Genomic DNA, 25,428 nt, shown 5'->3' with positions numbered 1-25,428 from the left:
TTGTCTCGCTGTTGGTTTTATTTTTGTCATAAACAGCTATTGTTTCACCTTTAGATTGCTATCGCGAAAGATTGGATTCAGCCAATGGAAGCGGTTGATATCTTCAGGACTATAAGCAGGGCATGCACCGCTGCTCTGCGTCACAAAACCACTGAGCGTAGCTGCAAATTCCAGTACTTCCTCAAGTTGAACACCATCCTGCATCTGAAACCTCTTGGCCAGAAAAGCTGCCAAAAATGAATCCCCGCTTCCAATCGTATCTTCTACCTGAACCTTCAATGCTGGAAAATGATAACTTATATTGTCTTTTTTAAAATGATACACTGCACCGTCTGCACCATACGTTACTATAACTTCCTGAATTGCAAAACGCTCCATGATTAGATCTACACGCTGCTGATCAGTAGAAGTAGCTGTAGCACCATTCCAATCCGAAATAATGTGCAGTTCTTCGGCATTCATTTTCACAAAATCAGCGTATTTTAAAAGGCTATGTATTTTTTCGGGACCGAAATATGGAGCGCGCAGATTGACATCCATCACGCGGAAACGTGCTTTTTCCAGTAACAACAACAAGCTTTGAAAACTTATCTCATCTCTACAGGCTAAACTGCCGTATACCAAAAAATCTATGACCTCAACCTCTTCCAGCACAACAGTATCCACCGCTATTCTATCCCAAGCAACAGGATAAACGATTTCGTATTGTACATTGCGTTCCGCATCAATCGTAACCTCGACCGTTGAGGTGGGTAAACTGTCGTCAAACTGAAAAAGTGTTGTCGGAATTCCCAGTTGCTCACACGCAGAAAGCAGTTCGCTTCCATTTTCATCACGGCCTATGCGTGTCAGCATACGCGTCACAACACCCAATTTATTCAGGTGATACGCTACATTCAAAGGAGCGCCACCCAATTTTTTGCCTGTAGGTAGATTGTCCCAAAGAACCTCTCCAAAACAAATACCTTGTATTGATTTATCTCCGTTTCTCATATTTACTCTTTTTTATACAGCGCTTTGGCTGAGTGCCAAAACAGTGTACCGAATTGATTATTTTAATTTCCTTTACAAATACCTACTTAATGCAGATTGATGGTCTGCCCCATATCTTCCAAAGACCGTCCTTTTGTCTCGGGCATAAATTTCACTACATAAATAAGCTGCAATACCATAAACAGGGCAAACATCAGAAAGGTGCCACCACCGCCAAGAATCTCCGTCAGTGCCGGAAAACAAAAAGTGATAATTGCTGCCATCACCCAATGCGTCAGGCTACCAAATGTCTGCCCTTTGGCCCGTACATCATTTGGAAAAATTTCGGAAATAAACACCCAAATCACCGCTCCCTGCGAGAAGGCGAAAAAAGCGATAAAACTCATCAGGTAGATGGTAATGGCGAATCCTGTTGTCTGTCCGGTGTAGAAAGCCTGCGAAACCAATGCTAGCGATACGATCAATCCCAGAGAACCCACAAGCATTAATTTTTTGCGACCTACCTTATCAATAAAATTGATCGCCACCAAAGTGAAAATAAAATTGATTACACCAATACCGACTGTGGATAGCAGCGAACTCTGCGAGCCGAGACCAGCCATCTCAAAGACACGCGGCGCATAATAAATAATCGCATTGATACCCGAAAGCTGGTTGAATAGCGCAAAACAGAGGGCTAACAAGATCGGCTTGGCATTTTCACGTATAAATAATTTACCTTCGCCCGCCATCTTATTATTGGATTCCTGAATTTTCTCGATTTCAAGCTCGTAATCTTCAGAATTTATTCTTTTCATGATCTTCGTTGCTTCGGACAAATTATTTTTATGCAATAACAGCCACCTCGGACTTTCGGGAATAAAGAAGATCAATATAAAGAACAAGAGCGATGGAAAGCATTGCACTCCCAGCATCCAGCGCCAGGATTCTTCCCCCAATTGTCCGATAAAATAGTTGGATAAGTAGGCAATCAGAATTCCCAATACCACATTAAACTGAAAGAGGCCCACCAACTTGCCTCTTGAAGCCGCAGGGGAAATTTCGGAAATGTAAATTGGCGCCGTCACCGAAGACACACCGACTCCGATTCCTCCCAAAAAACGAAATAAAATAAATATAGTCCAGTCATTCGCCAATGCGCTCCCAATGGCGGAAATAAAATAAAGTGCCGCCACAACAAATAATGTATTCTTGCGGCCAAGCTTATCCGAAGGCAGCGCCCCCAATGCTGCACCGACGACAGTACCTATTAAGGCAATAGCCATTGTAAGCCCATGCTGAAACTCGCTCAGATGCCAATGCTCCTGTACTGCCTTTTCAGCTCCAGAAATCACTGCTGTGTCAAAGCCAAATAAGAATCCGCCCAACGCCACTACAAATGACCAGGCTAATACGGTGTTTTTGTTCATGTTTTCCCTATAATTGATTAACTCAAATTTAACTCAGGATTCATGCTAACTTAAATTTGGACACAGCAAAAACATGTATTTATGTAACATTTTTAAAAACACAACAAACCTTTATATATCAATATTTTACAAAAAATTCATCTTTTAAAACTGTTAGTTTTTAGACATATCCTATAGAAAATGATACATATTTATCTCAATCCATTTTAGTGTAATAAATACACTAACCATATACTGATTATCTAAAAAAAGTGAAATGATGTATATTCGGATTGTAAAGGGAAAAAAAATCATGGGAAGACACACCGTTTATGGCCTATTGATCCTATTCCTTTTTTTGGGTTGTCAATCAGTAAGCCAAAAAAAGAAGCGGGTCATCGCTTTTTCGCAATGCATTGGAAATGATGCCTGGAGACAGACTATGCTCGAGGAAATGAAACGCGAACTCTCCTTTAATCCCGACATTGAATTCTTATACCGGGATGCCCATGGCAACAATGCGCTGCAAATTGACCAGATACGCGAACTTGCCAAAGCAGATATCGACCTGTTGATTGTTTCGCCCAATGAGGCGGAGCCGCTTACTCCCATCGTTGATTCCATATACCAGCTTCATATCCCTGTGATCGTAACCGACCGCAAAACCTCTTCAGGTCAATATAATGCATACGTAGGGGCAGACAACCTGGCCATTGGTAAACTTGCAGGTCAATATAGTCAAACTGTCCTTCAAGGCAAAGGCAAGGTCGGATTAGTGACCGGACTATCGGGGACATCGGCTTCCATCGAACGCGAAAAGGGTTTTAAACAAAGTATTTTGGCAGCATCTGGCATGCAAATAAGCGGTATTATCCACGGGGGATGGGAAAAAAACACAGCCTATGCCGAAACGCGAAAGCACATCAGTCAGATGGCGCAAAGCGATGTCATTTTTACTTTCAATGATCAAATGGCCATGGGCGTAAAAAAAGCCCTGGACGAAGCGCAGCTCAAAAAGGATATTAAAATCATCGGCGTAGATGCACTGCCCGGACCGGGCAATGGCTTGGAACAGATTATGCAAGGCCATATGTATGCTTCCATGTTGTACCCCACTGGCGGTACTGAAGCAATCCGAATAGCGCTAGCGATAATCAACAATCAGCCTTATAAACGTGAGAACATCCTTGCTACCTCCGTTATTGACAAAACAAATGCAGAACTACTCGCACTGCAGTCCCATAAGATCCAACAGCAACAAATAGATATCGACAAAAGACAGGAATTTATTACCGAGCAGAACCGTATTTATCAGAATCAAAAGTCTGTCCTCAATGTCCTTGTTGTCAGTCTGGTGCTCGCAGTCGTGTTTGGCGGTGTTTCCGTCATTGTCATCAAAAGCAATTGGGAGAAGAACAAACATCTCGAAATCAAAAATGGCGAAATCTTGTCCCAGCAGAAGCAAATCGTTGAGATGAACAGCCAGATTCAGCAGGCAGCGGAAATTAAAAACGATTTTTTCACCAACATCTCCCACGAGTTCAAAACTCCGCTCACTCTTATCCTAGCACCAATAGAGGATCTCGAAACACGGAAGGATCTTGCCGACGATATCAAAGATCAATTGTCACGTGTCAAACGAAGTGCGAAAAAAATGCAACGCCTGGTAAGCGATCTGATCGATATCCATCGCATCAGCAAAGCAAAGATCAAGCTTCAGGTTTCAGCAGTACAGATTGACCCTTTTATACAACAGGTAATCAACAGCTTTAAGCCGCTGCTCAAAAAAAACAGAATATCCGTCAGCTACGTTAACAAAAGTATATTAAAAGAAGTATGGATTGACGAATACCTGATGGAACAGGTGCTATCCAACCTCCTTTCCAATGCCATAAAACATACCGCAGCCAGCGGAAGAATTGAAATTTCATTGGAAGAAAATAGCTTCAAAGATTACTTCTACTTACGCGTATTGGACAATGGTTTAGGAATTGCACCTATCGATATAGAGCATATTTTTGATCCTTTCTATCAAGGAACAGGTAGCAGGAATGGCTCTGGGATTGGTCTTGCTTACGCCAAACAAATCGTCGAGCTACATCATGGCCAGATCACGGCCAGCAGCAAATTAGGCCATGGTTCGATTTTTACACTACGGATGCCCATAGGCAATGCCCATTACGAGCAGGAAGAGCTCCTGAAAGATGGATCTGGCATAAAGCCCATATTCAAGCAGCAAGAATATCTGGAGCCTGAGGTAAAGTCTCCCGAAAAGAATCTTTCCTTTCATTCTGATAAATCAAAAAGCATCCTAATTGTTGAAGATAACGATGAAATCAGGGACTACCTCAGATCTATCTTAGAAAGCGACTACAATTTATTATTGGCCAGAGATTCGCGTCAAGCCAATAACTTTATGAAAACGCATTTCCCAGATTTGGTACTCACCGATATTATGCTGCCTGACGGCAGTGGCCTAGATATCCTCAAAGATGTCAAAACCTTCTATCAGACTGCTCATATTCCAGTCATTTTGTTGAGTGCACTTGCTAACGAAGAAACTATGCTTGAGGGAAGCCTTTTGAAGGCAGACGACTATATCACCAAACCATTCAATGCAGCCCTCCTTAAGGTACGGATTGGCAATATCCTACAATCGAGGCATCAGCTGAAAGAAAAATATAGCAGCACTGTGGAGCAATTTGATACTTCACAGTCTGATAGCATTAACGAGAGCGACAGACGCTTTCTCAATAGTTTTTCGACGATTGTTGAATCAAAGCTGGCCGATTCAAGGCTGAGCGTCGACGATATTGCCAGCGAACTTCACTTATCGCGCGTGCAGCTCTATCGAAAGGTTAAACAGTTGCTCGACTGTAGCATCAGCGAATATATTGTCGAAAGAAGGCTCAAAAAAGCCAAAAGCCTGATGGCAGATGGCCTCCATATCAATGAGATCTTTAGCAGTGTCGGTTTTTCATCGGCTTCCTATTTTGCTTCAGCATTTAAAAAGAGATATGGACAGTCGCCAAGCAGTTTTAAAAAAGAGCTGGACAGAAAATAATAGAACAAAAAATCAAATAAAAAAACGGTTAAGCAACTAGTGCTTAACCGTTTTCAATCAACTCATCGCCACACTCAAAAGGTATTCCCAAATCGTGTTAAATGTGCGATTAATAACCTGGATTTTGTTTCAGCGTTCCCTTGCTGTTGTCGATGACAGCCTGCGGAATTGGCCATAATTCATTTTTATCAACTTTGAATGTTCTGTTTTCGGAGAAAAAGCGGTCAGTCAGAGATGTGTAGGTTACCTTCCCTGTTTTTGGATCAACCGTTCCTTGTGACAAAGCACCATTCACTGGACCGTTCAACACATCTTTCGCTATTCCCCAGCGGATAATATCAAAACGACGACGTCCTTCACCCGCCAATTCGACGCGAAGTTCTCGACGTACCAATTCACGTAATTTGCCTTGACCGGCATATACAGCTTTATCCACTTTTGGCATATTAGCACGTTCGCGTACCAGATCTATATTTTCATATACGCTGTTATCAATCTTTCCCAGTTCGATTTTTGCCTCAGCATTTAATAATAACATCTCTGCATAACGCATCACAATAATATTGGTACCTACATTCCATAAGTTCACATAGCTGCTTGGATTTTGAATATACTTCTTGTAATTATAAGCTGTACTGGATGCATTATCAGGACCGGAAGGATAATCGTCTGATTTTGGGTTCAGCGGATCAAAATATTTGCCATTGTACGAGGCTCCAGGATAAACAATAGTTGCTCCCAGGCGCGGATCCCTATTTTCATAAGGATTTGCAGGATTATAATTTGTCGATTCACTAATGGTTTTTCCATCTGCCGTTTCAAATGCATCTACCAGACTTTGGGTAGGCACAATTGATCCCCATCCCCCCATGGAATTGGGGAGCATAATGCCAAGCATGGTATACCCTTGTACATTGGCTATATACTCAATGTTCATCATCACTTCACTGTTATTTTCATTTGCCTCCTCAAATAAAGTAGCATAGTCATCAAAAAGTTTATAGGTTCCTGCAGAAATGATTTCTTCGGTAGTATTGATTACCTCTTGATGTTTTTTCTGGAAGGCATAACAACGAGCCAAAAGCCCTAAGGCAGCACCTTTGGACATTCGCGCACCGCCTCTTGCGTAAGACAAATCAGCAGCAGCTTCCTTTAATTCTTTTTCCACAAATTCCAGCACTTCTTTTTGGGTATTCGCTGGAATGTAAGCATCTTCTTTAGCTAATGTTTTAGTAATGATTGGCACAGCGCCGAATAAGGTGGCCATATCAAAGTATCTGTAAGCACGGATCACCCGAACTTCAGCTATCAACTTTTTTCTTTTTTCCACAGCCATCGGTGCTTTATCAATATTCTCAAGAATATAATTTGCACGACGAATATGCTCATAGGTATACCTTGCTTCGGCATTTCCAGAATTTGTTGGTGTTGCTGTACCGTTTCCTAGACCTTGAAAGCCCTCCCATGGAAAATCGCTATTGGAATTATCTGAAGTACAGTCCATATAAAAGATTTGCGTCCCATCTTCCCAGGCAGAACCCTCGTTCATTTTTCCGTCCCCATCACTTGTCCCACTATACAATCCAGTCACAGCAAAGTCCGCCTCCGCTTCTGTTTTCCAAAAATTATCAGCATTATAGGCATCTAGAGGTTCTTGATCCAGTTTCTGACACGAAAATAAAAGTGTCGCAACACTTAGTGCTATGGTTATATTTTTAAGTTTCATGATTTACAATTAAAAGTTTACGTTAAGACCAAAGACATTTGTTTTTACTTGCGGATAGTAATTACCGCGTGAATCAGCTGGTGCCTCTGGATCAAATCCTTTAGCAAATCCAGTGAATGTCAACAGATTTTGACCGCTATAATAAAGTTTGGCCCCCTTTATTCCAATTCGATCTGTAAATGTTTTTGGCAGCGTATAGCCAAAAGTGATATTTTTTAGACGTACGTAACTCGCGTTTTGAATCCAGAAGTCCGAAGGGGTACCCGAAGGGCTATTTTGTGTCCAGCTGGTGAGTGCACGTGGCATAGATCCACTTGGATTTGTTTCGGCATTAAAGCGATCAGCATAGATGGTTGTGGGTTTATCCGACCCAGAGATGCCGCCAATGGCTTCGCCCCACAGATATCCTTGTACCTTTGCTGCTCCTTGGAAAAAAAGACTCAGATCAAAGTTTTTATAGCTCATATTTGAAGTCAAGCCAAAGATGAATTTAGGATCTGGCGATCCTAAATATACCCGATCGTTGCCGTCAATCTTCTTATCCCCATTTTGATCTTTATAGATCAGGTCTCCAGCACCGATCTTATCATTTACACCCTGTATTTTACTATTCGTGTATTCCTCATTAGAGCGGTAGATTCCAATACTCTCATAGCCGTAGAATGAACGAATAGGTCTGCCTTGTTCATAGACATAAAACGTTCCATTCACTTGTGGTTCATCGCTTGCCCATTTTTTAATCTGATTATTGATATAGGATCCATTGGCAGCTATGCTATATTTAAAATCCCCGATACTATTTTGGTAATTGATTTGTAACTCTACCCCATTATTTTGTACTTTCCCCGCATTCTGATAAGGTGCCGGAAGACCGTAAAGGTTTGAAACAGGCAATTTTAAGAGTACACCATCGGTACGACGGTCAAAATATTCAAATACAAAACCTAGGTTATTCTTCAAGTTCAAGTCCAAACCAATATTGGTACTTGTGGTCGCTTCCCAACGCAGTAATGGATTGGCCGATTGTGCTGTAGCTCCTCCAGAACTCACTTTATCTTTTTCAAAAGGATAATTAAATCCTGGAGCAATTGTAAATATTCCTGGATAAAATGCATCTCCCGTTGGATATAAATTGTCTGATGTTGCAGACAACTGCTGATTTCCCAATTTACCCCAGCCTCCTCTTAATTTCAATTCTGATATTCCTTCAGCCAACGCGGATTCCTTGAAAAAATCTTCCTGCGAAATACGCCATCCTGCCGAGAATGAAGGGAAAGTACTCCAGCGATTATTCCCCAAGAAACGCGAAGTCCCATCACGTCTTACATTGGCTTCCAAAAGATATTTGTCTGCAAAAGCATAGTTTATCCGGCCAAAGAATGAACGTAAGATCAATTTTTTGGCACCGCCGTCTACTTTCATGCCATCTCTGCTACCTAAATTAAGTTCCGGAAAATCATGATTCAAAAAACCTTGTGCGTAGGCACTTGAATAGTCAGCCCTAAAAGTCTCATCCATAAATCCACCCAAAACATTGAACTGGTGATTTCCAATCTTTTTATCGTAGGTCAATAAGGTCTGAAAAGTCAATCGTTCTGATTGGAAGTTATAGACTGTCAAGTTATTTATTCCCTGTTTAGGGCCAGATTCGCCATTTTGATTGTAGTATTGAATATCTTTAACAAACTTAGACGACATATTGTCTATGGGCTGAAATCCAATAACCTGTTTTACTTTCAATCCCTCTAAGATTTTAAATTCACCCGAGAAATTTACCTGTGTATGTTTATAGGTCATATTATCTTTAGACTCCATGTCCATCCAAGCAATGGGATTACCATCGCTGCCACGGCCGTACACACCGTTGCTATATTTATAGGGAATAAAATTTGGAATCCGGTTGACTTGTCTAAAGATCTGTGCCATATCACCAGTATACGGGTTTACTGGCTCTGTAATGCGTTGATAATTGTAGGCCAATCCCAGATCAAAGCGTAATCTTTCCGATACTTTCGCTCCTACATTTGTGCGCAAGTTATATCGGTCTGAACTTGCTACTTTAATCACACCTTTTTGTCCCAAGTAACCACCAGAAGCCATATATTGCACATCTTCTGTGCCACCTGTCACTTGCAAGTTGTGCGCTTGTTGGAAGCCCGAGCCCTTGTACAATAAGCCCAACCAATCTGTATTGGGATGTCCATCTGGATCCGAACCATTTTTAAAAAGCTCAAGGTCTTGCGCTGTAAAGCGAGTCGTTTTTCCTTCATTCTTGAGTGCTTCATTAAGGATCACGGCATGATCATAAGAATTCATATATTCCGGCAGACGTGTTGGGTCTTGAATACCAGCATATCCTGTATAATTTAATTGCGGTTTGCCACTACCCCCTTTTTTTGTCGTAATTAAAATGACCCCATTTGCCGCCTTCGAACCATAGATCGCAGCGCTCGGTCCATCTTTCAATACAGATACACTTTCAATGTCATTTGGGTTGATATTATTCATCGAACTTTCGATACCGTCCACAATCACTAAGGGATTGGCGTTGTTGATCGTACCCAGACCACGAATCCGTATGGTACCATTATCTTTACCCGGTTGACCAGAATTCTGTGTAATGGTTACACCGGAAAATTTACCTTGAATAGCCGATGATACGTTCGTCACGGGGCGATCCTGTAAGTCTTTTGACGTAATTGCCTGTACGGCACCAGTGAGGTTTACCTTCTTTTGTTTGGCAAAGCCCACCACCACGACTTCCTCCAATGCCGCGTTGTCGCCTTCCAATTGAATAGAAATCGTACTACCAGCTACAGTCACTTCTTTGGGTTTATACCCCACACTACTTACAACCAAAATATCACCAGTCTTGGCCTTGATTGAAAATGCACCTTTTGTATCAGTCGATGTCGACACGGAGGTACCTTTCACCGAAATGGTAGCACCTGCCAGTGGTCCATTATCCGAAGTGACCTTTCCCGTAATCTGATTTTGTTCAATTAGGTTCGCTGTACTCTCAAAGACGGCAGGCCTATCGATCGCAAACGTACTTTGCGAAGATGCCACAAGAAGAGCAATAGCAAGCAGGCTTACCTTTTGGTTACTTGTAAATTTTGAAATCATAATTAAATAGTTAGTTATTATTTAGTCAGTCAGTTTTTTCAGTTTAAGATTGACTGGTTTAGTCCCTTAAATTAGAGGGATATTCTTTGGAAAAAAAGTATTGGACAAACGAAATCGATTGCGTGAATAGCGCAATCGATTGTTTAATCCCTATAAAATGAAATTTATGTCACTCGGTCTCCTGTGTATTACCAAGATCGTACGGAGAGTTTTCGATTAACCTGACCATGCAAATGACGCCCGCCTGTGCAACCGGCTTATCGCATTAATGCAATCCATCAAATCGTGCTAAGACGCAAAAAAAGGTCCGTTGATCTATCGACCAACGAACCTTTTTTGATGCAGAAAGGGATTCGAATACATCATGGTCTTAAAAACCAATGCCGTATCAGCTGATCATTGAGCAAAAACCGGCTTATTTTAATTTGCCCAGTTTCTGTTCGCTTTGTCGCCCATTACAAACTCCAGCGTACCACCGTTCAGGATATCCGCATGGTTTAGCTGTGTACTATTCAATGGTTTTCCGTTTAACGTAGCCGATTGGATATACTTATTTTTTGCTGACGCATTTTTTCCGATGATCACAAAAGATTTTCCGTTCGGCAGGCTTAACGTTGTTTTCCTGAAAAATGGCGATCCAATGCTATAGGACGCCAGTCCGGGTGTAACAGGATAAAAACCTATCTGTGAAAAAACAACAAAAGCAGACATACCACCACCATCCTCATCACCCGGCACCCCCATCAGGTCGTTTCTAAACCACTCGCCAATTAGTTTGTGGATACGCTTTTGTGTCATCCAGGGTTGTCCCGCATAATTATAGAGGTACGGAATATGAAGGGCCGGCTCATTGGCCATCGAAAACTGACCGACATTCCCCGTATGATCCGGTAATTGTGCATAGAAATCAAATTTGGAACGTCCCAGCGGCTGTTGGAACATTTCATCCAAATATTGGACAAACAGCTGATTGCCACCCATTAATTTAATCAGGTCGGGGATATTGTGCTGTACATCCCAGCGGTAGATCCAAGCATTATTTTCACCATAATACCCCCTGGCTCCTTGTCCTCCGGCGAAGACATAGTCAAAAGGCATGATAAAATTACCTTTTTCATCTTTGGGGTGGAAAAATTTGGTCTGTTGATTAAACAGATTTCGGTAATTGAAAGACTGCTTCATAAACAGATCATAATCCGCTTTTATACCCAATTCGTTCGCCAGTTGCGCGAGACACCACAAGTCATAAGAAGTGCCGAGGGTAACCGCTACAGGCTGACGTTTTTCAAAGCCATGTACTTCTGGGTAAATTTCCTGTTCGCCCGGGTGCAAAGCCGGAATATAGCCCTTTTCTTTGAAAAATTCATCCATTTTTCCTGCAGGCTTGCCCGACCATGGCGCCAAGGTTTTTTCGGTAATCGCTCCTTTTGCAGCCAGATATGCTTTCTGAATATCAAAACCACGAATCCCTTTCCGATAGGCATCCAGTAAAGTTGCTACGCCATGGTTGGAATTCATTCTGCGGCTATCTCCTGTGATCTCTGGAAAAGTCGGCAGCCAAGGCCTGTCCATCTGCTCCGACATCCGCACAAAGGAATGGAGAATATTCGATTCTGACGCTGGGTCCAGAAGAACGCGTAGGGGGTGATGGGCGCGATAAGAATCCCATATCCAGTCATCTGTAAAAAAAGGTTTACCTTCATCCGAATGTACTTTGCCGTCAAATGCACTAAAATAACGCCCCCCTTCAGAAATGTTGACCGGCCGCTCATAAGTGCGGTACAAAGAGGTATAGAAGACATTTTTGTCCGATTCACTGTCGCCTTCCACAGCAATCTTTCCGAGTGCTTGATTCCAGATTTTACGGCCATTTTCTGCTAGTTTCTTTTGGTCAAAATCAGCAATTTCACGGTTCAGATTTGCTTTAGCCTGTGCTGCATCAATAAAGGAAACGCCGTACTTGATTTTTAAATTCGCTCCTGCCTTGTCAAATTGCAGGACAAGACAAGCATTTCTGCCCTTTGCATCCATACCTTTTTCTAATTGCTGACCCTGCAGTTTACTAACTCCAGTTGGTTGAATATCAGGAACGGCATAGATATACACACGTGTGCCATTGCCAATTTCCTGACTGCCTGAAAGAGCTTGTCCATCCCAGTTCAATTCCCCGTCGCGTGAATTGAATTGCAGGTATGTTGTCGCTGTGCTCGGAAAAGCAAACGTGTACATGCCCGACTGATGAGACAGCGCATAATCTACTTTAATATCTTCCTGATCTAAAACAACTGAATAGCGATAAGGCTTAATCTCCTCCTGATCATAACTGTACAACTGCACAGGTTTAAGCTCCTTGGGCAACTGCAGCATTGGGCTTAGATTAAAAGCCGACGATCCACGATGGCTCGTAACAATAAGTGGAAGGCCATACAGACGATCCGAGGTAAAATCGTCCCTTTCGGGATAGACCCGCAAGATACTGTTAGGCAGATGGACAGTCGGGTAAGTTGGCACCAGTAAATGACTGATATTACCCATATATGGATTGACATAATCCACAAAATCTTTCTGTTTTTGGGACTGGGAAAAACCTTTTAGCAAAAAGATAGACAAAAAAGAAAAACAACAGACTGTCCGTAGAAAGGTTTTATGTTTCAGATTGATATTCTTATTTAGCATTCTAGAATTATTAAGTGATTAATAGTTTAAGGGCCAAACATCCGTTTCGCCCTTAAAGATAATTTTTTTTGACCACATTTATTCCCTCCGTATCCATTATTTAGGTCCTTTCAGGAGGCCCGTTTGTTTTACTTGTTTAATACGACCATCAGCATGATCCTCCAGGCGGTCTATGCAGATCGAACGCGGCCAATCAATGAGCTCGCTTTTTTTGCGAAAGTTCACTATGATGATAAAAGACATACCGTTCCCTTCACAATTTAGATTTAGCCTGATCTCAATTATAAAATTTTAGAGAGAAACCGAACATTTCTCCAATTATCAACAGCTCGTCAAAACAGTCTATTTTTCGCTACCAACAACGAGATATGATGGTCTCCGGTGTTGCTTCCATTCGGGTAAAAATATCGCTACGGACCGAAGTGGAATTGGGATGTTAAGGGATAATGCCTATATTCGGCAAGCATTCATCCAATTGGCTACAATAGCGCATAAACCATCAATCAATATGAAATTACATACGTGCTGGATACGATCGACACTGATTACTTTACTGGCAACATGCTTTTACCTGAACAGCATTGCTTCACAAGCCCCCAAGATCGTTTATCTTTCCGATTACGGTGTGCTTCCCAATACCGGGACCAATAGCGCTGCTACAATCAATAAAGTCCTTCATACAATTCTCAGAAAGGCCAATAGAAATCAGTCTCTCGTTTTAAAATTCAAAAAAGGACGCTATGACTTTTATCCCGAGGGCGCATTATCACGAACATACTATATTTCCAACCACGATCAGGATAATCCCAAGATAGTAGGTATCGCATTCGAACAATGCAGCAACCTCACGATCGATGGCCAGGGCTCAGATTTCATTTATCATGGCCGGATGTTGCCGATTGCATTGATCGAAAATAAAAATCTGACCCTTAAAAATATCCATATAGATTTTGAACGCCCACAGATCTGTCAGGTCCAGATCCTGAAGAATGACACGATCAAAGGCACGATCGTTTACAAAACAGCTCCCTGGGTGACTTACACAATCAAAGACAGTGTATTTTACAATACCGGCGAAGGTTGGGCCATGCGTCCAACATCCGGAATCGCCTTTGAGGAAAAAACCAAACGCATTGTTTACAATACCAGTGATATTGGGGTAGGAACAAAAAGAGTAACCGAGCTTTCGCCGGGTATTATCCAAGCCGAGCAATGGAAAAATCCAAAGCTTATTCCGGGCACCGTCGTGGCCATGCGTGCAGGACATCGCCCCAGCCCAGGTGTTTTTGTCCATAAAGGCAAAGACATACGACTCGAACATATTAGCGTGCATTATGCCGAAGGTATGGGTTTATTGGCTCAGCTCACCGAAAATATCAGCCTGGACAGATTCCAAGTGGCACTGCGCGGTGATCAAGATCCCCGGTATTTTACAGCGCAAGCTGATGCGACCCATTTTTCAGGTTGTAAAGGTGTTATTGTCTCTAAAAATGGGCTATACGAAAATATGATGGACGATGCCATTAACATCCACGGCACTTATCTCAACATCACGACAAGACTGGACAATAAAACACTGGTGGGCCGTTATATGCATGACCAATCCTACGGATTTGACTGGGGTGATGCCGGAGACACGGTGCAGTTTATCCGATCAGGGACGATGGAACTTTGGAACCAGAAAAACCAGATTCAATCCATTCAGATATTGCGCAACAAAGAGGATGATCCGGTCCGTGAATTTAAGATTACGTTCAAACAGGCGCTCGATCCGGAAATAGATCCTGCGAAAACAGCGATCGGTATTGAAAACCTCACCTGGACACCTCGCGTTGTTTTCAGCGACAATACCATTCGTCACAATCGTGCACGCGGTGCCTTGTTCAGTACACCGAGAAAAACCCTCGTCGAAGGGAATCTTTTTGACCATACCTCGGGCACTGCAATCCTACTCTGCGGCGATGCCAACGGCTGGTATGAGACCGGCAGCTGTCATGATATTGTGATCCGGCACAATACATTTATCAATGCGCTGACCAATATGTTTCAGTTTACCAATGCGATTATCTCGATCTATCCTGAAATTCCTGACCTCAAAAATCAACAAAAGTATTTTCATAGCGGTATAGTCATCGAAGATAATCTTTTTGAGACCTTTGATAAACCCATACTCTATGCGAAATCCGTGGATGGTCTAGTTTTTCGCAACAATCGAATCAGAACAAACAGGGCGTATCCGGCATTCCACTGGAATAAAAAACCTTTATTCTTCGAGCGCGTCGTTCACGATGAAATTTCGAATAACACCATCGATGGCAAACCATTTCATCTTTCGCTATGATATCCTTTAAAAACAACAGCAACCTGATTTTATTGCTGTTATTTAGCAGTGTGGGACTAAGATGCCTGGCACAGTCGGCCAATCAGTCACAGGATCTCAATACGAATGAACGCCCCAATATTGTGGTATTTTTTGTGGATGACCTGGGCTGGCAGGACATGTCCGAACCATTCTATTCCACCAAAACAGCTATTAACGAGAAGTTTCATACACCACATATCGAATCACTGGCCAAAGATGCCGTTAAGTTTACCAATGCTTATGCTACGCCGGTATGCACGCCCTCGCGGGTGAGCTTTCTCACAGGGTTAAATGCTGCACATCACCGGGTAACGAATTGGACACATCCGAAAGCCAATACAGCTACCGACAGCAACGATGAGATCCTTAATCCACCTGACTGGAACATCAATGGATTGAGTCCGGTACCAAATATTCCTCATACCATATATGCGACACCATTTCCCAGCATCCTTAAGTCTAACGGTTACTACACCATCCATATCGGTAAGGCCCATTGGGGATCTGCTGGCACACCTGGCGCCAGTCCGCTTAATTTGGGTTTTATGGTCAATGTGGCCGGCCATTCGGCGGGACATCCACAAAATTACTATGGCGAACAGAACTATGGCAACCTTCCGAGCAAAACCAGTTATCAGGCTGTACCGGACCTGATGGAATACCATGGGTCATCCACTTTTCTGACGGAGGCACTGACGCAGGAAGCACTGAAAGCACTTGAGGAACCTATTCGTCGCAAGGAACCCTTTTTCCTCCATTTTTCCAATTATGCTGTTCATGTCCCAATTCAGCCCGATCCGCGTTTTGTACAGCGCTACCTCGACCGGGGTCTGGACTCTACTGAAGCCGCTTATGCCTCTTTGGTGGAAGGCTATGACAAAAGTATGGGCGATATTGTCCAGTTTCTAAAAGACAAAGGCATTTACGACAATACGGTTATTATCTTTTTGAGCGATAATGGCGGGCTCAGTCTCAGCCCCCAGCGTTCGGGAGAAGCCCATACACAGAATCTGCCGCTCAAAGCGGGCAAAGGTTCTCTTTACGAAGGGGGCATACGTATTCCACTACTGATAAAACAAGCCAGCAGGCATGAGCCGAGCAGTAATCCTACACCCGTTATGGTAGAAGACCTATTTCCAACGATTCTCCATATGGCAAAAATAAAGGATTATCAACTCGTACAGCGCGAGCCGGATGGCAAGGATCTGACGAGTCTGTTAGCAGGCAAGAATGACGACCGATGGAATAACCGTCCCCTTATCTGGAATATACCCAATAAATGGACTGTTCCGGATGGTCCGGGTATCAATTTCTTTTCGGCGCTACGCCAAGGCGACTACAAGTTGCTTTATAATATGAAACAGGGGAAATTAGAGCTCTACAATCTGAAGGAGGATATCGGTGAACGCAACAACCTCGCTCCCCGAATGAAGGAGAAAACCAAAGCACTCAGCAAGTTACTTTCCGATCAACTTCGGATATGGAAGGCACAGCTGCCGACTTACAAGGCTACTGGACAACAGGTTCCCTATCCTGATCAGCTAAAATCTGTAGACCAATAGCTTTTATTGTCAACAAAATAGTTTTTTAAGTTGGCTCAACTTTTATAGAAAGCCTTGCGATCAAATCGCAAAGGCTTTTATTTTAAACCTAATAAAACTGATACATGATTAACACGGATAAAGCTACCGGATAGCAAAAAAATATTAGCTGTCGTTAATAAACCTCTGTAACCAGCTGAATAGATCTACGGTAACTTTATCTTGAACAATGCAGTAAACGCATACGGAGGACCATGAGCCGTACAGCACATTAAAATTGAGCTTTACACAAAAACAAAAGATTACCGGGCTACTTATTTTTGTATTGTAAAAACAAGTAAAGATGAAAACAAAGCACAAAGCCGCAGGCTTCTTCCGATTTTTGAAATGGTCAGCCCTAACGCTTGTTGTTCTCATCGGATTAATCACCGGCTATATGATGCATCCCCAATTTGGTAAAAGACCCTCAGGCGAAAGACTTAAACGTATCGAACAATCGAAGCAATTCAAGGATGGAAAATTTCGCAACAGCAGCCCAACACCACAGCTGACACAAAGCTGGACGGTAGCCCTTTCCGATTATTTCTTCAAAAAATCACGCGAGACTAGCCCCAAACATAAGATACCTTCGGTTCCAGTCAATTGGGACAGTCTTTTTACCAGATCCCATGGTTTGGTTTGGCTGGGGCACTCCTCCTATCTTTTGCGTGCAGACGGAAAAACTATCCTTGTCGATCCGGTACTAAGCGGCAGCATCTCGCCTATACCGGGCAGTGGCAAAGCCTTTGCGGGCGCTGATGTAACAACAACGGATGCGCTTCCAGCCATCGATTATCTATTTATTTCCCATGATCATTACGATCATATGGATTACAAAACGCTCAAAGCACTGCAACCCCGAGTCGGCAAAATAATCGTGGGACTTGGCGTAGGTGAACATCTGGAATATTGGGGTTATCGTAACGATCAGATTATTGAAAAAGATTGGTGGGAAGAGATCGATCTGGGAAATGGATTTCATGTAACAGTCACACCGGCACGGCATTTCTCCGGTCGCAGCATCTGGTCGGCTAACACACTCTGGGCCTCCTATGTGCTTGTGACGCCAAGCCGCAGATTATACCTTGGCGGAGACAGTGGCTACGATACCCATTTTAAAGAAATCGGTGATAAACTTGGCCCATTTGATTTGGCCATACTCGAAAATGGACAATATGACATGAGTTGGAAATACATCCACATGATGCCCGAAGAAGTGGTGCAGGCGGCAAAAGATTTAAAGGCAGCCAAGTTATTACCCGTGCACTCCTCCAAATTTGTCCTAGCCAATCATGCCTGGTACGAACCCTTAGAGCGTATTTCCAAAGAAGCATCAATACAGCAACAAACCCTGCTTACCCCACGCATCGGTGAAGTAGTTGATCTGGATGATACCGACAGTGGCCACAGCTACTGGTGGAAAAACTGATTAAGCGATTGAATTAATTGTCGCTGGTGTTATTCCAAATTTCTCTTTAAAGGAAGCGTAAAAATGGGAGAGGTTTTCAAAACCAAGATCGAGGTAAATGTCCACAGGTCTTTTCCGCTTATTCTCAATCAGATAGTATGCCTCCGAAAGACGTTTTTCCTGTAGCCATTTGCGGGGCGAGGTGCGGAATATCTTTTCAAAATCGCGTTTAAAGCTTGCTAGGCTACGACCGGATAATTTGGCAAAATTCTCCAAAGGAACATTATACTTATAATTTTTCAACATAAATTCCTCCAGGTCAATCTTAAACGGTTCGGAAAAATCAAACAACAGGTCTTTTAGGAATGGATATCTTTCCAGTAACAAGGTGATCAGTTCGTAGATCTTGATGGTTTCCATCTGAGGGCTGACACGGTCCGAAGCCTCCGCATAAGGCGCCAATGATTCAAAATAACTTTTGATAAAGACATCACCCTCCAAAAGAATATTCGTATCCGACTGCTGCTTCTTATCTGAAGAGAGCTGATGGTCCAGGGCATATTTCTTGAGCCGGTCTGCATGGAGCATGATGGAGATAGACTGATAAGCGGAATTTTTCGAAGGGTGTTTGAACGCCTTTGCCAGTTGATTTCTCCGGGCGACCAATATCTGCCCTTCCTTTGTCACCAGCTTTCCCTTTTCATGGTCAAAATGTGTCTCACCGGATAGCTGGAACAGCACCGCATGTTCAGGGATAAACTGTTCATGACCAAAAGCCTTATCCACATAACAGGAATATAAAAAAGCCTTTCCAAAATCTTTTTCCTCCATATTGATCATATTCAATTTTATCAATTCATATAGCAATAAGCCGTCCTCGTACGAAAAGCGGAACCTATTCCCAAGATAACAAATATTGTTTGCTTTTTTGAATTTTCATTTTCCATACGGCTCAGATGATATGTTCCCAAAAGCTCATTAAAAAAATATTGTGCTCTCGACCTTGCGCCAAGCTGCCGACAAAGATTATTAGCCCACCATTATTTCGTACTGTTGTATGGACCTCCTCTTTCCAATACAGGCCGAAGTGGTGCTTTCCACACTTTTAATCATCAAAAAAGACACCATGCGCATCTTACTTACCTGTAGCAAGTCTTTTCCTTATTATACTGACAAACTCGGGTGAAACACCGAGATAAGACGCGATATAATATTGTGGCACCCGTTGTGATATCGTTGGATATAAGTCGATAAATTCAAGATAGCGTTCAGTGGCCGGTTTGGCCATGGTGTGGATCAGCCTATTTTGTAGCACAGCAAGCCTACGCTGTACCAGCATACGAAAGACGCGTTCAAACTTTGGAATAGTATCCAGCAGTTTTTCTTTAGTCTCCGGAGTCAGCATAAGGAATTCACATTCTTCCAATGTTTCCATATACAAACTCGACGGTATTTGGTAATGAAAGGAGGCGATATCACTGATCCACCAATCTTCGACTGCAAAGGCCAAGGTTACCTCAAAACCGTTTTCATCAAGATAATAGATCCGAACGCAGCCTTTCTGGAGATATCCTTCAAACTGGCAGATCTCCCCCTCCTGCAGCAGCATGGTTTTCTTGGGGACTTTGCGTGTAGTCAACAAATCAGTAAATTGTGTTATCTCTTCTTCTGTAAGTATTATACACTTGGAAACATTGTTGAGGATATTTGCGTACATCATATCATTATTGTCAAACCTACTTATTTTCATGTAAAATATAACCGGCACCATAGATACTCTCGATATGTAGCATCTTATCGACCTGCAGCAATTTACGAATACGCGAAATAAAAACCTCCAGGCTTTTGCCATTAAAAAAATCTGTATTCCCCCAGAATAACAAAAGAAGATCCTTTTTGTTGACCAACAGATTTTTATGTAAGATCAGATGGCGAAGCAGTTCAGCTTCGCGGATGGTCAGCTTTTGTGCTTTTCCTTCGCTATCCGACAAGCTATAACGCTCCATATCGAGCCACAGCTGACCAATCCGCAGTCCGGTCTCAGACACATCATCCGGTACAGGAGCCGCAGCTACGGCCAATAAATTGCGAATTTTAAGCAATATTTCATCCATATCAAAGGGTTTAGCGATGTAATCCACCGCCCCCAGGGACAGTCCTTGGAGGCGTGAAGTTCGTTCGTGCAGGGCTGTCAAAAAGAAAATCGGCTGTCCCTTCTTCAGTTGCACAATATCCTGAGCGAGATCAAAACCATTTCCGTCCGGTAGCTGCACATCTATAATCAGCAATTTAGCCACGTGCTCCTCAAAGGCTTCCAGTCCGGTTTTCATTGTGCAAGCCCACACCACACTAAATCCCTTGTAGCGGAGATAGCGTGAGAAAACCTCGCCCAGATCAGGTTCGTCCTCGATTAGCAGGATATCAATCCTTTTTTTTGCTATTGAAATCCCCATTGTCAATGTAAATATAAAAAATAGTACCGCCCCCGGGCCTGTTTTCCAAACAGATTTTCCAACCTAGGCGATCCAAACAAGATTTTACATAGTATAATCCTAATCCAAGTCCGGGTTTACCCCCCGAAGACTGTCCGCGATAGAAGGCCGTAAATAGCGCATTCCTATCCGATGGAGCAATTCCCCGCCCATTGTCTTCAATCTTCAGGCAATATTGTTCAACTTTCCTCTCCCAGCTCAATCGAATGGTCTTGGTGGAATGGTCATTAAATTTGATGGCGTTTGAGATCAGATTGTCAAGTATTGAAAAATAATACCCTTCATCCAGTTGCAATAACAGCTCCTCCCCTAGTGGCGTATAGTCAATTTCAATTTCTCCTTGGTAACGCAGTCGCAGTTCGTGTAAGATTTCCATTGTAAATAAGTCAAGGGGAACCTGTACAATTTTGGCCTGCTGCTCCTGCAAAGCGACGGATCCCATCACTTGTTCAAAATAGTCCTTAAGCCGCTTTGCCTGCCTTTCGACCACACGCCCCAACTGAGCTACCTCTTTATTGTCCGGATCAGTCTCCCGATCGATCAGGCTATGCGCGCTGACCAAAATTGTTGTCAATGGTGTATTGAATTCATGCCGCATATGATTCAGGAAACTTGTTTTCAGATCGACAAGTTTACGTTGATTGACCCAATTTCTGTAGGTTCTATAGCTCAGCAGCACAATAAGAGCTATACAAGCCAAGGAAAGTAAAAATACGGGCGCCATTTGTTGTATGATCCGCCAGTTCCGGTTTTCATAATCCACATAGAGACTATAAGTAAAACGATAAGGAATCGGAGCTCTGTCGCTGACGGCCAACTGGAATACCCGATTGTTGAGCGATCCCTGTTTGAGTGAGCCACTGATGGCCGACATATAATTAGCATTCGTACTTTTATAAAACACCTTCCAGGTACTGTCTATTGGATTGTAGAGTTCTAGCTCATCAAAATGAAATAAATAAACCAGTGCTGTATCGAGCTGCTGCTGCTGAACGATCTGATAAAAGAGGCTGTCCAGCGACTGTTTTTTACGCATGCTAGCGAGAAATTGTTCCATCCTTTGCTTGCCGTACTGTTGTGCATCTGGCGAATGGGCCATGACTTTCCTAAACCAAGTCTGCAGATACGGAACCAGTTCCGCCTGAAATACAGCATCCCCCCCGGGAAAGATCTTATCATCCATAATGGCTGTACCATATTCATTTTGGATCAGATTGAGCTGTCCAATCTGATAGTTTTTATCTTCAAGTTGATAGGTATTGAAAATCAAAAAGCCGATTAGGGCCGTTAAGATCAAGAAACTTGTCCCAAATGCCCAAGGATATATATTTCTATTGAGGCTATTCATAGTTTAAAAATAGCATCTATTTACCGATTCAAGATACCTATTAGGTTTTTATTAGGCTTTCATTAAGCTTTCGTTAGGCCGATGATACCCCGATTAACTGTACTTTTATAGTATAACAAATTAGCAAATTATGTCCAAAATTTCACAAACACTACTTTACAGCCTATTTTACCTTTTGTTGGGTAATACACTATTCGCACAGTCCAGTTTTTCGAAAAAAGTTCTTGAGCAGAGCCAGCTCGATTTTGTTAACTTAGGATTTGGAATGTTTATTCACTATGGCATGCCTACCTTTATGGAACAGGACTGGTCTGATCCCAATGCTCCTTTGGAACTGTTCAAATCACCGAAACTCAATGCGGATCAATGGGCCAAGGCAGCTAAATCGGCCAATATGACCTATGGCTGTCTCACCACCAAACATCATAGCGGTTTCCCGATCTGGGCAACCAAAACCACGGATTATAACGTTATGAACACCCCTTTACACCGCGATGTGGTAAAGGAGTTTACCGATGCCTTCCGTAAAAATGGCCTGCGCGTGATGCTTTATTATTCCATTCTGGACATGCATCAGGGAATACGCCCAAAGACGATCACCAAAGCCCATATCCAGTTGATTAAGGATCAGCTCACAGAATTATTGACACAATATGGCGAGATCGATGCTTTGGTTATCGATGGTTGGGATGCCCCTTGGTCGCGCATTTCGTACGATGATGTTCCTTTCGATGATATTTATTATTTAGTCAAATCATTACAGCCCAAATGCCTATTGATGGATCTCAATTCGGCTAAATATCCGGGTGATGCATTATTTTATACCGACATCAAATCCTATGAACAGGGTGCGGGACAATTTATCTCCAAAGAACATAATAAACTGCCCGCCATGGCCTGTTTGCCCCTACAGCAAAATTGGTTCTGGAAAACATCATTTCCAACCGTTCCAGTAAAGGATGTGAAAGAACTTGTGGAAAAATTCGTTATCCCCTACAACAATGCCTATTGCAACTTTATGCTCAATGTAGCTCCCAATAGTGATGGTTTAATGGATCAAAACGCACTTGAAGCCTTAAAAACCATCGGTACATTGTACAAAAACAAACCTAATTACAGCACCTTACCAAGCTATCAGGCTCCAATTGTCGATCACAATATTGCCAAACAAGTCGCTTCTTACAGCAGCTGGGGTGAGGATATGAATATTATGGATTTTGCCAATGATGATAATTTTGGTAGCGCCTGGGTATCCAATCCACAGGCTAAAAAAGAAGTATGGTATGAATTGGATTTTGAGCGTAGCAAAGCTTTCAATAGCGTGGTTATCACGGAAGGTAAAGACAACCCATCGCACTATAGTTTATCTTACCTCAAAGGTGGCAAATGGCATTCCATTTCAACCACACCGGTGCAACAAGGCCGAATTAAGATCTTTCGTTTTGACGAAGTCCTTGGAGAAAAATTACGCTTCAATATCCATCCCGAGAAGGATAATGCGGTGGTAAATGAGATCGGTGTTTACCAAGAAAGAAGGTAGAAATAGACGATTCCCCGCTATATAAAACAGCAAAAATTCCCGATCGCAAAGCGTCTCGGGAATTTTCGTTTTCACCTTTTACCATTACCTTTATTTCCATAGCGGGTTCTGAACCAATACCCCTTTAGAAGCATCAATTGCAGATTGAGGTATCGGCCAGACGTAAAATTTTGGATTATTAAAATACCGTGTGTCAACTACAGTTTTCAAATATTTATTTTTATGGCCATTTTCTGTACTTATAGAGGCAATGCCATCCGGAGCATGAACTGTATATATAGGCCCTTGCAGAACCTGTTCTCCGATTTTCCAGCGCAGTATATCAAAATACCGAAGCCCCTCCCCTGCTAATTCTATCCTTCGTTCATGTCTGATAAAAGTACGTAAACCAGATTGATTCATTGCCCAGCCATTCAATGCAAAAGTCTGCTCGACAGATGGCATATTTGCTCTCGTCCGAATTTGGTTTAAGGAAGCGAGAACCTCATTTGAAGGTCCTGATAACTCATTTTGTGCTTCAGCATAATTCAATAAAACCTCAGCATAACGAAAAGCTTTCCAATTGTTTGTTCCGGATCTTACATAATCATATCTGTCTACATTTTTGGCCCATGAAAAACCTGTCCGTGAGCCAAGGTCACCACCGATTCTGTCACCAGCATTATTAAATGGGTCATACTGATTTATATTGGAAAAAAAAGGATAAGGGAAAATGTCCCCCGGACACAATATCGTCCCCCTTAGCCTGGGATCTCTATTGCCAAAGGGGTCTGTTGACTTATAACCAGGATCCTTCGTGAAAGGATAATATCCATTTTTACTTTCGTAATCGTCTACCAATTCGGCCGTAGGCCCAAGAATATTACGACCGTTCATCAAGGCCTGAGATCCCAGAATATCTCTCAGGCTGTTCTGCTTAACGGACAAAGTATACCCAAAGGACCAAATATCCTCTGCCGAATAATCACCGTCCTTTTGAAAAAAATTATAATAATTCGGATAAAGACTATAAGTCTTCATCGCCATTAGTTCTCTGGCAGTAGCTGCCGCTTGACTAAACTGTTCATTATAAAGACATACCCTAACTTTAAGGGCCATTGCCGCACCTTTGGTCGCCCTCCCCAAGTCTGCACCTGTATAAGACTGAGGTAAATCTGCCGCGGCTTCGTCCAGCCATTGAATAACATTTTTTATAATCTCCGATTTAGCAGTTTTAGGTAGATCTGCTTCATTTGGATCTTTAATCAGACTATTAACAAAAGGAATATCCCCATAGAGCGTAGTCATCATAAAATAGCGGTATGCTAAGACAAATTTGACTTCTGCAATCAATCTTTTTTTCAGATTGACCTCCATGCCCGGAACCTGGTCTACGTGCTCAAAAAAACTGAATGCTTGTCGCATGGGAGAATAATTCCATTCTTTTCCACTGATGGTCGGATCTTGGGTGCTATTGCCAAAGCGTTTTGTTGTCGGATCATTGCTAATACCGTTATCGCTCATTCCCTCATAATATACAAAATTATCCTGGGGCATAAAGGTATACATTCGAGTTGCAAACATCACTGCATCCTCCGAAGACTGCCAGTACGTTTCATCTGTGATCTGATTCAGCGGAACATGATCCAACATATTTTTGTTACAAGCTCCTGTCATGATACAGAGCGCCATGGCACCTAATAATTGTGTTAACTTTATCATTTGATTGCTCATTATTTTATATTT

15 protein-coding genes are annotated in these 25,428 nt (G+C 42.5%); 5 read left to right on the top strand and 10 right to left on the bottom strand.

Going from position 1 to position 25,428, the window contains the following annotated elements; all coding sequences use genetic code 11:
* Positions 1–36: 36 nt before the first annotated feature.
* Positions 37–993, bottom strand: a complete 957-nt coding sequence (locus DCO56_RS20765) for a carbohydrate kinase family protein (protein ID WP_108635660.1) — start codon at positions 991–993, stop codon at positions 37–39.
* A gap of 86 nt (positions 994–1,079) precedes the next feature.
* Entirely contained in the window at positions 1,080–2,402 is a 1,323-nt protein-coding gene (locus DCO56_RS20760) for a sugar porter family MFS transporter (protein ID WP_108635659.1), read from the bottom strand.
* 292 nt (positions 2,403–2,694) lie between these two features.
* Between DCO56_RS20760 and DCO56_RS20755 the strand changes: the two genes are divergently transcribed.
* Positions 2,695–5,445, top strand: coding sequence for a substrate-binding domain-containing protein (locus DCO56_RS20755; RefSeq protein WP_165308489.1), 2,751 nt, complete (start codon positions 2,695–2,697; stop codon positions 5,443–5,445).
* A gap of 109 nt (positions 5,446–5,554) precedes the next feature.
* Here DCO56_RS20755 and DCO56_RS20750 read toward each other — a convergent pair whose 3' ends face one another.
* The 3 genes from DCO56_RS20750 to DCO56_RS20740 form a co-directional block, all read right to left on the bottom strand.
* Complete coding sequence (locus tag DCO56_RS20750) at positions 5,555–7,171, bottom strand: RagB/SusD family nutrient uptake outer membrane protein (RefSeq protein WP_108635657.1); 1,617 nt, start codon at positions 7,169–7,171, stop codon at positions 5,555–5,557.
* Positions 7,172–7,180: 9 nt separating this feature from the next.
* Positions 7,181–10,297 (bottom strand): SusC/RagA family TonB-linked outer membrane protein, encoded by a 3,117-nt coding sequence (locus tag DCO56_RS20745; RefSeq protein ID WP_108635656.1) that lies wholly within the window; start codon positions 10,295–10,297, stop codon positions 7,181–7,183.
* Between the two features lie 420 nt (positions 10,298–10,717).
* Positions 10,718–12,973: a GH92 family glycosyl hydrolase gene (locus tag DCO56_RS20740; RefSeq protein WP_108635655.1), complete on the bottom strand. Its 2,256-nt coding sequence runs from the start codon at positions 12,971–12,973 to the stop codon at positions 10,718–10,720.
* Positions 12,974–13,481: 508 nt separating this feature from the next.
* On the opposite strand from DCO56_RS20740, the gene DCO56_RS20735 reads away from it, so the two are divergent.
* The 3 genes from DCO56_RS20735 to DCO56_RS20725 all read left to right on the top strand — a co-directional run bounded on the left by DCO56_RS20735 (position 13,482) and on the right by DCO56_RS20725 (position 18,344).
* Entirely contained in the window at positions 13,482–15,314 is a 1,833-nt protein-coding gene (locus tag DCO56_RS20735; RefSeq protein ID WP_219929434.1) for an alpha-1,3-galactosidase-related protein, read from the top strand.
* A complete protein-coding gene (locus DCO56_RS20730; RefSeq protein WP_108635654.1) occupies positions 15,311–16,897 on the top strand; it encodes a sulfatase in 1,587 nt (528 codons plus the stop codon). The genes DCO56_RS20735 and DCO56_RS20730 overlap by 4 nt, the downstream gene beginning before the upstream one ends.
* 322 nt (positions 16,898–17,219) lie before the next feature.
* On the top strand, positions 17,220–18,344 hold the full coding sequence (locus tag DCO56_RS20725; protein WP_108635653.1) for an MBL fold metallo-hydrolase: 1,125 nt from the start codon (positions 17,220–17,222) through the stop codon (positions 18,342–18,344).
* On the opposite strand, the gene DCO56_RS20720 is transcribed toward DCO56_RS20725, so the two are convergent.
* The 4 genes from DCO56_RS20720 to DCO56_RS20705 form a co-directional block, all read right to left on the bottom strand.
* The gene (locus DCO56_RS20720) at positions 18,345–19,154 is read right to left on the bottom strand and encodes a helix-turn-helix domain-containing protein (protein WP_108635824.1); all 810 of its coding nucleotides are present in this window, start codon (positions 19,152–19,154) and stop codon (positions 18,345–18,347) included.
* A gap of 304 nt (positions 19,155–19,458) precedes the next feature.
* On the bottom strand, positions 19,459–20,043 hold the full coding sequence (locus DCO56_RS20715; RefSeq protein WP_241254806.1) for a Crp/Fnr family transcriptional regulator: 585 nt from the start codon (positions 20,041–20,043) through the stop codon (positions 19,459–19,461).
* A gap of 16 nt (positions 20,044–20,059) precedes the next feature.
* On the bottom strand, positions 20,060–20,776 hold the full coding sequence (locus tag DCO56_RS20710; RefSeq protein ID WP_108635652.1) for a response regulator transcription factor: 717 nt from the start codon (positions 20,774–20,776) through the stop codon (positions 20,060–20,062).
* The gene (locus DCO56_RS20705; RefSeq protein ID WP_108635651.1) at positions 20,745–22,163 is read right to left on the bottom strand and encodes a sensor histidine kinase; all 1,419 of its coding nucleotides are present in this window, start codon (positions 22,161–22,163) and stop codon (positions 20,745–20,747) included. Before DCO56_RS20705 ends, DCO56_RS20710 begins: the two co-directional genes overlap by 32 nt.
* A 130-nt stretch (positions 22,164–22,293) precedes the next feature.
* Between DCO56_RS20705 and DCO56_RS20700 the strand changes: the two genes are divergently transcribed.
* Entirely contained in the window at positions 22,294–23,703 is a 1,410-nt protein-coding gene (locus tag DCO56_RS20700; protein WP_108635650.1) for an alpha-L-fucosidase, read from the top strand.
* Between the two features lie 90 nt (positions 23,704–23,793).
* Here DCO56_RS20700 and DCO56_RS20695 read toward each other — a convergent pair whose 3' ends face one another.
* Positions 23,794–25,404 (bottom strand): RagB/SusD family nutrient uptake outer membrane protein, encoded by a 1,611-nt coding sequence (locus tag DCO56_RS20695; RefSeq protein ID WP_181390631.1) that lies wholly within the window; start codon positions 25,402–25,404, stop codon positions 23,794–23,796.
* Positions 25,405–25,428: the final 24 nt, after the last annotated feature.

This window comes from Sphingobacterium athyrii (assembly GCF_003071065.1).
Lineage (GTDB): Bacteria > Bacteroidota > Bacteroidia > Sphingobacteriales > Sphingobacteriaceae > Sphingobacterium > Sphingobacterium athyrii.
The sequence above is the reverse complement of the archived record's forward strand: the minus strand, read 5'-3'. Positions and strand labels throughout refer to the sequence as shown.

Excerpts from the sequence above, each read along its gene's own strand:
- DCO56_RS20765 (WP_108635660.1), bottom strand. The coding sequence starts at position 993 with ATGAGAAACGGAGATAAATCAATACAAGGTATTTGTTTTGGAGAGGTT.
- DCO56_RS20760 (WP_108635659.1), bottom strand. The coding sequence starts at position 2,402 with ATGAACAAAAACACCGTATTAGCCTGGTCATTTGTAGTGGCGTTGGGC.
- DCO56_RS20755 (WP_165308489.1), top strand. The coding sequence starts at position 2,695 with ATGGGAAGACACACCGTTTATGGCCTATTGATCCTATTCCTTTTTTTG.
- DCO56_RS20750 (WP_108635657.1), bottom strand. The coding sequence starts at position 7,171 with ATGAAACTTAAAAATATAACCATAGCACTAAGTGTTGCGACACTTTTA.
- DCO56_RS20745 (WP_108635656.1), bottom strand. The coding sequence starts at position 10,297 with ATGATTTCAAAATTTACAAGTAACCAAAAGGTAAGCCTGCTTGCTATT.
- DCO56_RS20740 (WP_108635655.1), bottom strand. The coding sequence starts at position 12,973 with ATGCTAAATAAGAATATCAATCTGAAACATAAAACCTTTCTACGGACA.
- DCO56_RS20735 (WP_219929434.1), top strand. The coding sequence starts at position 13,482 with ATGAAATTACATACGTGCTGGATACGATCGACACTGATTACTTTACTG.
- DCO56_RS20730 (WP_108635654.1), top strand. The coding sequence starts at position 15,311 with ATGATATCCTTTAAAAACAACAGCAACCTGATTTTATTGCTGTTATTT.
- DCO56_RS20725 (WP_108635653.1), top strand. The coding sequence starts at position 17,220 with ATGAAAACAAAGCACAAAGCCGCAGGCTTCTTCCGATTTTTGAAATGG.
- DCO56_RS20720 (WP_108635824.1), bottom strand. The coding sequence starts at position 19,154 with ATGGAGGAAAAAGATTTTGGAAAGGCTTTTTTATATTCCTGTTATGTG.
- DCO56_RS20715 (WP_241254806.1), bottom strand. The coding sequence starts at position 20,043 with ATGATGTACGCAAATATCCTCAACAATGTTTCCAAGTGTATAATACTT.
- DCO56_RS20710 (WP_108635652.1), bottom strand. The coding sequence starts at position 20,776 with ATGGGGATTTCAATAGCAAAAAAAAGGATTGATATCCTGCTAATCGAG.
- DCO56_RS20705 (WP_108635651.1), bottom strand. The coding sequence starts at position 22,163 with ATGAATAGCCTCAATAGAAATATATATCCTTGGGCATTTGGGACAAGT.
- DCO56_RS20700 (WP_108635650.1), top strand. The coding sequence starts at position 22,294 with ATGTCCAAAATTTCACAAACACTACTTTACAGCCTATTTTACCTTTTG.
- DCO56_RS20695 (WP_181390631.1), bottom strand. The coding sequence starts at position 25,404 with ATGATAAAGTTAACACAATTATTAGGTGCCATGGCGCTCTGTATCATG.